9 protein-coding genes are annotated in these 10,000 nt (G+C 46.7%); all 9 read right to left on the minus strand.

The genetic code is table 11. The annotated features are described in order from the left end of the window. Positions 1 to 363 (minus strand): protein phosphatase CheZ (locus LDL40_RS05855; protein ID WP_300994253.1); only part of this gene is annotated, 363 nt, incomplete at its 3' end. 25 nt (positions 364 to 388) lie between these two features. Next, complete coding sequence (cheY, locus tag LDL40_RS05860) at positions 389 to 772, minus strand: chemotaxis response regulator CheY (protein WP_026349410.1); 384 nt, start codon at positions 770 to 772, stop codon at positions 389 to 391. A gap of 42 nt (positions 773 to 814) precedes the next feature. Further along, positions 815 to 1,534: an RNA polymerase sigma factor FliA gene (locus LDL40_RS05865; protein WP_046520365.1), complete on the minus strand. Its 720-nt coding sequence runs from the start codon at positions 1,532 to 1,534 to the stop codon at positions 815 to 817. Beyond that, the gene (locus LDL40_RS05870) at positions 1,531 to 2,406 is read right to left on the minus strand and encodes a MinD/ParA family protein (RefSeq protein ID WP_300994258.1); all 876 of its coding nucleotides are present in this window, start codon (positions 2,404 to 2,406) and stop codon (positions 1,531 to 1,533) included. The genes LDL40_RS05865 and LDL40_RS05870 overlap by 4 nt, the downstream gene beginning before the upstream one ends. Positions 2,407 to 2,413: 7 nt before the next feature. Further along, positions 2,414 to 3,820, minus strand: a complete 1,407-nt coding sequence (flhF, locus tag LDL40_RS05875) for a flagellar biosynthesis protein FlhF (RefSeq protein ID WP_300994254.1) — start codon at positions 3,818 to 3,820, stop codon at positions 2,414 to 2,416. 10 nt (positions 3,821 to 3,830) lie between these two features. After that, positions 3,831 to 5,936: a flagellar biosynthesis protein FlhA gene (flhA, locus tag LDL40_RS05880; RefSeq protein ID WP_300994255.1), complete on the minus strand. Its 2,106-nt coding sequence runs from the start codon at positions 5,934 to 5,936 to the stop codon at positions 3,831 to 3,833. Between the two features lie 75 nt (positions 5,937 to 6,011). Further along, positions 6,012 to 7,622, minus strand: coding sequence for a response regulator (locus LDL40_RS05885; RefSeq protein ID WP_300994259.1), 1,611 nt, complete (start codon positions 7,620 to 7,622; stop codon positions 6,012 to 6,014). A gap of 374 nt (positions 7,623 to 7,996) precedes the next feature. Further along, positions 7,997 to 9,124 (minus strand): flagellar biosynthesis protein FlhB, encoded by a 1,128-nt coding sequence (gene flhB / locus LDL40_RS05890; RefSeq protein ID WP_300994256.1) that lies wholly within the window; start codon positions 9,122 to 9,124, stop codon positions 7,997 to 7,999. A gap of 9 nt (positions 9,125 to 9,133) precedes the next feature. Next, a complete protein-coding gene (gene fliR / locus LDL40_RS05895) occupies positions 9,134 to 9,907 on the minus strand; it encodes a flagellar biosynthetic protein FliR (protein WP_300994257.1) in 774 nt (257 codons plus the stop codon). Positions 9,908 to 10,000: the final 93 nt, after the last annotated feature.

Genomic DNA, 10,000 nt, shown 5'->3' on the forward strand with positions numbered 1-10,000 from the left:
TTTCGGCAAAATAGATTGTAGATGGGTGTTGAGCTCGTCGGCGATAGGAAGGCAGTTTTCGACCGCATCCATAGTTTTGTTGGCGGCTTGCTCTGTCATATCTATAACGTGATTCAGCCGTTTTTTTGCATCAGGAATGTCATCTTCCAGCAAAGAACTTAAGGACGGGTCAATTTGGAAGCTTTTCAACGAGTCGTGCAATTGCCGGGTCAGTTTTCCAACCTCGGCAAACAACTCGGAGGAGCCCGGTACAGCCAGCTGTTGCACTAATTCATTCGCTGCGTTGGTTTCACCAAACTCCAGCAACTGAACCAGTTCACGGGCCTGCTCTAATGAAATCAAGGGTGCCGTAGCTACAGACATGGTGTACTCCTTTGTCAGTTACGGTTTAACCCAGGCGTTCAAATACTTTAGCCAGTTTTTCCTGTAAGGTTGCAGCTGTAAAAGGTTTAACTATATATCCGTTCACGCCTGCCTGAGCAGCAGCGATAATTTGTTCCTTTTTCGCTTCTGCGGTCACCATCAACACAGGAATATGCTTCAGCTTGGCGTCGGCACGAATTGCACGTAACAAGTCGATACCCTGCATTCCAGGCATGTTCCAGTCTGTGACTACAAAATCAAAATCACCGTTTTGCAGCATAGGCAATGCTGTGCTGCCATCATCCGCCTCAGACACATTGGTAAAACCAAGATCTCTTAACAGGTTCTTTATAATGCGTCTCATGGTTGAGAAATCATCAACCACAAGAATTTTCATATTCTTATCCAAAATCCCCTCCGGTGAGAGCCCAAGCTGGACTAACTCAAACTATTACAACCAATCCTGCATCCTGGAGCGCAAGCGCACCAGCGCCTGACTATGAATTTGACTGACTCTGGATTCGCTGACATCCAGCACAGCACCAATCTCTTTCAAATTTAGTTCGTCATTATAATACAGCGACAACACTATAGCTTCTCGTTCCGGTAAGCTACTGATATTTTTTATCAACGCCTGTTGAAATGCATCAGTTGCCTGTTGTTCGTACAAATGATCATCATCTTTATCATTTGCCGTGACTAACACATCGTCCGAGATGCCCAGATCTTCGATCCCAATAATGCGACCACTACTGGCGTCACTGAGCATATGATGATACTCATCTAAAGATATATCAAGTTTTTCAGCAACTTCACTATCTTTTACATCACGACCCAGTTCAGATTCAAGTTCTGCTATGGCTTCAGCTATCATACGGGAATTACGGTGCACTGAGCGAGGAGTCCAGTCGCCACGGCGAATTTCATCCAGCATGGAACCGCGAATGCGAATCCCTGCAAAGGTTTCAAAGCTGGCACCTTTACTGCCATCAAAATTTTTCGCTGCTTCAATCAGACCTATCATGCCAGATTGAATTAAATCGTCCACTAATACGCTAGCGGGTAAACGAGCTAACAAATGGTAGGCAATACGCTTTACTAAAGGCGCATGCCGCTCAACCATTTGTGTCAGATGATCCGCGGCGCCGTAGGCCGCTAGTTTGCTATTCAAACCAGACCTCTCGCTTCAGGTTGTTGCACCAGTTGCTCCAGAAAAAACTCCAGGTGTCCTGACGCGACGGGCGGGACAGGCCACTGTATTGCTCGGGTAGCCAGAGTTCGGATAGCCAAAGAAGCCGGAGTTTTCGGAAAGGCATCAACAAAAGCTTTTTGCTTACGCGCCGCTTTTCTGACGTTTTCATCAAATGGAATAGTGGCTACCAGTTCTAAAGTCACATCCAGAAATCTGTCTGTGACCCTACTTAGCTTAGCAAACAGTTCCTGACCTTCTTTCAAGCTGCGTACCATATTAGCGACTATTTTAAAGCGCTGCACACCATGCTCACGACTTAAGATTTTCATCAAAGCGTAAGCATCAGTAATGGAAGATGGTTCATCACAGACCACCACTAACACGTCTTGCGAAGCGCGGGAAAAACTTAACACCATGTCGGAAATACCGGCTGCTGTGTCCACCAGTAAAATATCAAAACGGGTGCGCATTTCGCTAAAGGCTCGAATAAGGCCAGCATGTTCCACAGGTTTTAATTCAGTCATCGACTGAGTGCCAGAAGTCGCTGGTACAATTTTAATACCAAAAGGCCCCTCAATCAGAATGTCATCCAGTTCAGCTTCACCAGATAACACATGAAATAAATTTTTCTGTACCCTCAGGCCAAGCATCACGTCACAGTTCGCCAAACCAAGGTCAGCGTCCAGCACCAATACTTTTTTCCCGAGCTGAGCCATAGACATTGCCAGATTGAGCGTGACGTTAGTTTTACCCACGCCACCTTTTCCGCCAGTCACCGCTATGACTTTTACCATTTGTTGCTGCTGTTGTTGCTTCATTCGTCTCAGGCCACTGGCTTGATCATCATTCATCGGAAGATTATGCATAGGTTCCTTCCATCCGGGCTGCCGTGTCTGTATGCCACTGATAACCCGTACTACTATTAGAGGTCCGTAACTGCTCTGCCTTGGCAACCATTGTTTTTGCATCGGCCATTTCAATGTCCTCAGGGACTCGCTGACCATGGGTCAAATAACTGACCGGTAACGCATTTTGTATTGCCACGTTAATGATTTCACCCAAACTTAAGCATTCATCAAGTTTGGTGAAAATACAACCCGCTAATGGAATACGTTTGAAATGTTCAACGGTTTCCTGCATCACGCGAGCTTGAGATGTTGCAGACAATACCAGATAACTTTTTATTTTGACACGCGAATTATGCACTAAAGACGCAAGTTTTTCAGCAAGACGCACGTCGCGCTGGCTCATACCTGCAGTATCGATCAGAATTAATTTACGTTGTTGTAACTGATTTAACAGCACAGCTAACTCTTCACTGTCTTTGACCTGCTTTACAGGACAGCCAATAATGCGGCCAAAAGTGGCTAATTGCTCATAAGCACCAATACGGAAGGAATCTGTGGTAATCAAGGCGACCTGATCTGCGCCATGACGTTTAGCGAACTGAGCAGCCAACTTCGCCACTGTGGTGGTTTTCCCTACGCCAGTTGGACCAACTAAAGCCACTATACCGCCGCGACGCATAATATCGTCATTGGTTGTGATCAACTGGCCTGCCAGTAGTTCCAGCGCGCTGTCCCAGGCTTCTGCATCACTGATATCTTCCGGCATAAAGCAGCCAATTTGATCGGCGACTGGCTCTGACAAGCCCAAAGCAAGAAGTTTTTCGATCACCATAGCTCTGACAGGTTCCCGACGTGCCAATTCCTGCCACATTAAGCCAGACACCTGATGTTGCAATAGCTGTTTCATCGAAGTCATTTCACTGCGCATAGCATCAAACTGCTTCTGCATCAGCTTGGCCTGTTGCTCCTGATAGCGGGTCAGTTCATTCAGGTTCACCACTGGCGTGCCGGAAGATTGACGTTCCATCTCCGAAGGTGCTGAATTTGCAACCGAAAATAACGCGCTGGTCGCCGCAGCAGTTTTTGCTGCCGCCATTTTATTGGCAGAAATAGCCTGAGCAGCTGCAGGTTGTTTACTAATTTGACGGGCGAGCAAAGCTTGCAGAGAATCAGCAGGTGCTTGTTCCTGTTCGTCGTCGACTTTGATATTCAAACGACTACCTACCGCAGGCTGAGCTACAGCTGGAGCTTCTGGCTGAGCCTTTTGCGGCGCGGCATCCGGGTCAATAGCTGCTACAATTTCGACACCACCAGCCACTTTTTTATTCGACAGAATAATGGCATCAGGGCCTAAAAACTCTTTAACTTCTGTCAGTGCAGTGCGCATATCTTTAGCAACAAAGCGTTTGATTTTCATAGCTCAACTCCTAATTCGACTGGCCTACCACACTGACAATACGGATTTGTTTGTTGTCAGGGATCTCTTGGTAGGACAAAACCCGTAATCCTGGAATACTGTATTTCACGAATCGTGCCATAACTGATCGCAGAATACCGGATGTCAGTAAAACAGCAGGTTCACCCGCTAATTCCTGATTCTGACAGGCGGTCGCTAACGACTGCTGAATCCGCTCGGCAAGGCCGGGTTCAATACCTGCGCCATCATTACCTGCAGATTGCATTGATTGATGTAACATCTGTTCCAGGTCCGGAGCGAAGGTGATCACCGGTACTTCAGGTGCGCTACCTACCACTTCCTGAATAATCAGCCGTTTTAATGCGACACGGCAAGATGCAGTTAACACGTCAACATCCTGGCTCTTCGAACCATAGTCAACCAGCGTTTGCACTATGGTTCGCATGTCCCGGATCGGCACACCTTCATGCAGCAGGTTTTGCAGCACTTTTACCACCACAGTCAGAGGCAAGGTGTCTGGTACTAAGGCATCCACCAGCTTAGGCGAGGTTTTGGCCAGCATATCCAGCAAGTTTTGCACTTCTTCGTGCCCCAACAACTGGGCTGCATTGTTCGTCAGAATCTGGCTTAAATGGGTGGCAACTACTGTAGCTGCATCTACCACTGTGTAGCCTAAAGTCTGGGCGTGTTCACGTTGATTTTTGGCTATCCACACCGCTTCCAGACCAAAAGCAGGATCTTTGGTGGCTATACCTTTGACGGTGCCAAACACCTGGCCCGGATTAATAGCCAACTCGTTATCATGTCGAAGCTCTGACTCCCCGGAAGTCACACCCATCATGGTGACACGGTAGGTGTTAGGCTCTAAATCCAGATTATCGCGAATATGGACTGCAGGGATAAGAAAGCCCAACTCCTGTGATAGTTTCTTACGCACCCCTTTAATCCGGGTTAACAACTCCCCGCCCTGCGCTTTATCCACCAGAGGGATCAAGCGATAACCCACTTCTAAACCTATAGTGTCAACAGGCTGCACGTCATCCCAGCCAATTTCTTTCACTGGAGCTACTTCGACTGGTGTTGTCATTTCTGCCTTTTTAATAGCGGCAGCTTTTTCAGCCGTTGGATTCTCAATCCGGTACAAGTAATAGGCAGAGCCTCCCACTATGGCAGCAAGACTTAAAAAGGCGACATGCGGCATACCTGGTACTATACCCATAATGACTAAAATACCAGTCGCAATCACCAGCACTTTAAAGTTACTGAACTGCCCTGCCATCTGAGTACCAAAGTCACCTTCTTTGTTTTGACGGGTGACAATAATGGCGGTCCCAACAGAGAGTAATAAACCCGGGATCTGTGCAACCAGGCCATCGCCTATGGTCAGCAAGGTATATACCTGTACAGCCTCCATAAAGGGCAAATCATGTTGTAGCACCCCAATCACCAGACCACCGATGATATTGATCACCATGATGACGATGCCTGCCATCGCGTCACCTTTAACGAATTTATTCGCACCGTCCATAGAGCCGTAAAAATCAGCTTCTTCACCAATTTCTTCACGGCGTTTCCTGGCCTGTTCGGCATCAATAAAACCGGCATTTAAGTCGGCGTCTATCGCCATTTGCTTACCGGGCATGGCATCTAAGGTAAAGCGGGCTGTGACTTCAGAAATACGGGCAGCACCAGAGGTAACCACCATCATGTTGATAATAATCAGGATAATAAAGACAACAAAACCTACGGCATAGTTGCCGCCTATCACCACTTCACCAAAGGCTTCCACCACTTTACCTGCAGCATCAGGGCCGTTGTGACCTTCCAGCAAAATGACCCTGGTACTGGCGATATTCAAGGTCAACCGCAATATAGTAGCGACGAGGATCACACTGGGGAAAATGGCAAAATCCAGAGGTTTTCTGGTGTAGATAGTAATTAACAGCACCACTAAACCCAAAGTGATATTAAAAGTAAATAAAATATCCAGCATTAAAGGGGGCAGCGGTAACACCACCATGGCCAAAGCAGCCAGGATCAGTAAAGGAGTGCCCACACCTTTGGCATAAGACAGTACTTCTGGATCAATACGGGAAAACATTTGGGTCATTGACATAACAGGCCTGACAAATTACTGACGCTACAGGCTGTTATACAAAAAGCGTTCCACCTGGAGGCCTCTGTGGAACTTTTATAGGATTTGTTGGATGTTTTGTTTCACCAATTGATAGCGTTGACGCTGTTCAAAGAACAGTGAGGCTTTATCTATCACATCTATGCACTGATGTGATAAGTCAATTAATTCATTATTCAGGCGCCCTTTCTGACTGATCGCCTGCAGTAAATTAAGCGCAATATTAGCATTTGCCGGCATGGCTTTTTGCGCTTCGCAAAAGTAACGGATAGCATCAGAATAATGACCTTTACGATAGGCCTCCATGCCAGCATTGTTGCTATCGATCATCAGATCCCGCTTTTCGGCGTACTTATCCTGCTCAGCACGATACATGACCAAAACCGAAGTGTCATACCACTCAGTAGCCTGAGCTTTGTCGCTGAGTTCTTTCATATAGTGATCGCTCATTGCCAGATTACCTGCTTCGAAATAGGCCCGCGCCCTGTCCAGCAAGCCTGACGGGGATGGCGCTTTGCCCAAACTCAGTTCTTCACTCTGCTGTAACTTGGCTACTGCTTTGTCTTTGTGTCCCAAGAGCAAATCAATTCTGGCTTCGATCACACGCTGATCCTGCATATAACTGTCTGGACTAAAACGTTTCTTTATATCTTTGATAAAAGAGCAGACTTTAGCCAGCGTGCGCTGTTTTTCTCTTTCAGTCTGATGCTGAGCAGCTTGCACCATAGCTCTGGCGTAATTCAGCATATTGTCTGCTGTATCATGAATAGAATAACGCGCAGCTTCCAGCAGACGGGCGTGAACTCGTACCGCTAATTCAGGCTGGTTATTCACCACAGCCAGATTCGCCAGCCTGTGCTGACGTAAATAGTTTTTCGGTGAAGCTTCTGCAACTTGCCTTACCATCTCAAAGGCGTCTTGAACCTTACTCTGTTTCAGATAAAGTTTACATAACCAGTCCATGGCTTCTATTTTTGTTTCAGCCTGCTGACTCAGCTCCGCCAGCATCAATTCAGCCTCAGCCTCTTGCTGTAAGTTAAATTTAGCCACAGCCAAACCAAGCCTGGCCCAGGGCAGCTCCCGGAATGACAACACATCCTGATACAATTGTTCAGCTGAATGATAGCGACCTAATTTCACCAGAAGCTCGCCTTTCAGCCGTCTGACATAGGTTTGGTATTTGGGGTGCTCCTCAATAGCCACGTCACATGCTTGCAGCGCATCAGCATAATTTTCTTCGGCAATCAGCTGATAGGGCTGACATAATGCTTGTTTGACTTCTATAGCCCGCTCAATACGTCGTTGTAACCCGGCATAATTAAAAGGTTTAAGCAGATAATCGTCAGGTAGAAATTCAACCATGCCATACACATCCTGACGGTGACGTTCGCCACTGACCACGATAAAGCTGCAATCCGCTTTGAGTAAGGATTCCGCTTTTAAAGCTTCGAACAACTGATATCCGTCTCGGCCCTGGCCTAAATTGTAATCACAGAGGATCAAGTCAAAGTGAGTTTTTCTGCAGGCATGCAACGCGGCTTCTGCATTTTTGGCCACTACAATTTGGCTAAACCCAAGTAACACCAACATACTTTTGGTGTAGGCAATCACTTGGTCATAATCTTCGACCAGCAGAATTTTTTTTGTTTGATAACAGATAGTCTTCACTAGCAATTGGGTGTGCTTCAGTTCATCTGGCGAAAATATCACCTGATGAAGTAAGGCTCAGTGACTAACTGTAAAACGACTGTAAGCTAATATGACAAAGCGAGTCTTTGCCAAAGCCAATAAAAATAGTAAGGATCCTCACCTGAATCAGGGAAAAGCAGCACTAAGACAACTACATGTCTTGCACCTCTGTGCGCGGCCCTGTCTGACCATAGCTCACTTTGGCGCATGACAAAGCGCTTTCTGGTCCGGCAAAATCTGTAAAAGCAGTAAGCAAGGGCAAAGCCCGCTGAATGATTTGGCTTATTTTACTGATTTTTATCGCCACATTTTGACTGTACTGCACTTACAACCCCAAGCTCAGTTGACTCGGATTAATGGCGGAATCCGTCAGGAATAGGCAAGTCTTTTGCCAGAGATTTAGGTCTCTTACCTTTGCCTTTTTTATACATGTTCAATTGATAAACGTAAGCCAGGACCTGAGCGACTGCTGCAAATAACTGCTCAGGTATAGGATGGTCCAACTCAGTGGTATAAAAAATCGAGCGGGCCAAGGCTGGTGATTCAAGCACAGGCACTTTGTTTTCCTCGGCTAAACGGCGGATATAAAGCGCCACTTCATCTGCCCCTTTAGCCACTACCACTGGAGCTCTGAATTTAGCCTGGTCATACTTCAGCGCTACAGCAAAGTGAGTCGGGTTGGTGACTACTACGTCGGCCGTAGGCACAGCAGCTATCATTCGACGTCGCGCAGCCTGATACTGCAAGCTACGAATGCGGCCTTTCACCCGCGGATCACCTTCTGAGTTCTTGTATTCGTCTTTGACTTCCTGCAAGGTCATTTTTAATTCTTTGTGGTGTTTCCACATTTGATAGGGGGCATCTATTGCTGCTATCACAATAACGCTGAAGCAAATCCCAAAGAAGGTCCAGGCCAGAATTTCTGCAGAGGCAAAAATATCTTCCGGATTGGTCATCAGGGACAACGCCATAATGTCGTCAAAAAAGGTGGAAAGTAGCGCAAAGGTTAAGCCACCTATGACCAGTACTTTGGCAATACTTTTGATCAATTCCACCATAGCCTGCAGACCAAACATACGCTTTATACCAGCAAGAGGGCTTAGCTTACTCCACTTAAACCCTACGGCTTGCCAGGTAAAGTTGTAGCCACCTATCAATACGCTGCCAGCATAGGCGGCCAGCATGATCAGCAAAAAGAACTTAAGTAAACCAGGGAATAGTTCAACTAAGGCGTCCCCCCAAACCGAAAACATCGAATAAGGGTTAAATATGTCCTTCTCGTCCAGCGATAATAAACGCCGACAGACCTCCAGCACTGAACCTGCGATTTCTTTGCCAAAGATTAAAATGCCGGCGCTGCTGCCAACTAAAACTGCAAAGGTTGCCAGATCACGGGAACGTGCGACCTGGCCTTTTTTTCGGGTGTCTTCCAGCTTTTTACTGGTGGGTTCTTCGGTTTTTTCCTGACCTGAGCTCGCCATCAGCTACTCCTAGCACCCGATCAACTTGCAGGTGTATTCAATACCATGCTGCCAGTTCAGATTAAAATGAAATAAGAAGGTGTCCATAGTAAGCCACATAATCAATAAACCCGCCAACATGCTGATGGGCATACCAATGGAAAATATATTCAACTGCGGCGCAGTCCGGGTTAACACACCAAAGGCAATATTGACCACCAACATAGCCGTAACAGGGGCAAGAGTGATAGCCAGCGCCGTGGCTATAATCCAACTGCCAAACTCAGCAACTTGCCAGTATTTGTTCACATCCAGCCATTGGCCATCAATAGGCAAGGATTCGAAACTGAACACCACCATTTGAAACATGATCAGGTGACCGTCATACACCAGAAACAATAAAGTGGCCAGGATCAGATAAAACTGGCCTATAGCCGGCACTGAGACCCCATTGGCTGGATCAGCCATAGCTGCAAAACCTAAACCTGTTTGAGTCGCAAGTATTTGTCCGGCCGTGACAAAAGCCTGGACAAAAATCTGTGAAATAAAACCGATAGCTAACCCTATCACTATTTGCTGGATCATTTGCACCACCAGATTTAGCGACATCAGATTAACGTCTTTGACCGGCGGGACTACAGGCATAATCATGACGATAAAAGCGGCACAAAAAGCCGCCTTAACCCGGGTCGGTATATTCTTGGCACCAAAAGCTACCATAATAAACATCATTGCCGATACGCGGGCAAAAGGCAGCATGAAGTCAGCAATAACCTGAAGTAATTGCTGCAGTGGATATTCCATCAACTGACAACCGTTGGAATGCTTTGATATAGCTTTTCGGTGTAGTCCATCAGGGTTTGAGTTAACCAATGACCACCGTACATCAGTGCCAGC

Source organism: Rheinheimera sp. (assembly GCF_020217005.1).
In the GTDB taxonomy this organism is placed as follows: Bacteria; Pseudomonadota; Gammaproteobacteria; order Enterobacterales; family Alteromonadaceae; genus Pararheinheimera.

What these genes read in the sequence shown, in the direction of transcription:
- LDL40_RS05870 (WP_300994258.1), bottom strand. Translation starts at nt 2,406, where the DNA reads ATGAATGATGATCAAGCCAGTGGCCTGAGACGAATGAAGCAACAACAG.
- flhF (WP_300994254.1), bottom strand. Translation starts at nt 3,820, where the DNA reads ATGAAAATCAAACGCTTTGTTGCTAAAGATATGCGCACTGCACTGACA.
- fliR (WP_300994257.1), bottom strand. Translation starts at nt 9,907, where the DNA reads ATGGAATATCCACTGCAGCAATTACTTCAGGTTATTGCTGACTTCATG.
- flhB (WP_300994256.1), bottom strand. Translation starts at nt 9,124, where the DNA reads ATGGCGAGCTCAGGTCAGGAAAAAACCGAAGAACCCACCAGTAAAAAG.
- flhA (WP_300994255.1), bottom strand. Translation starts at nt 5,936, where the DNA reads ATGTCAATGACCCAAATGTTTTCCCGTATTGATCCAGAAGTACTGTCT.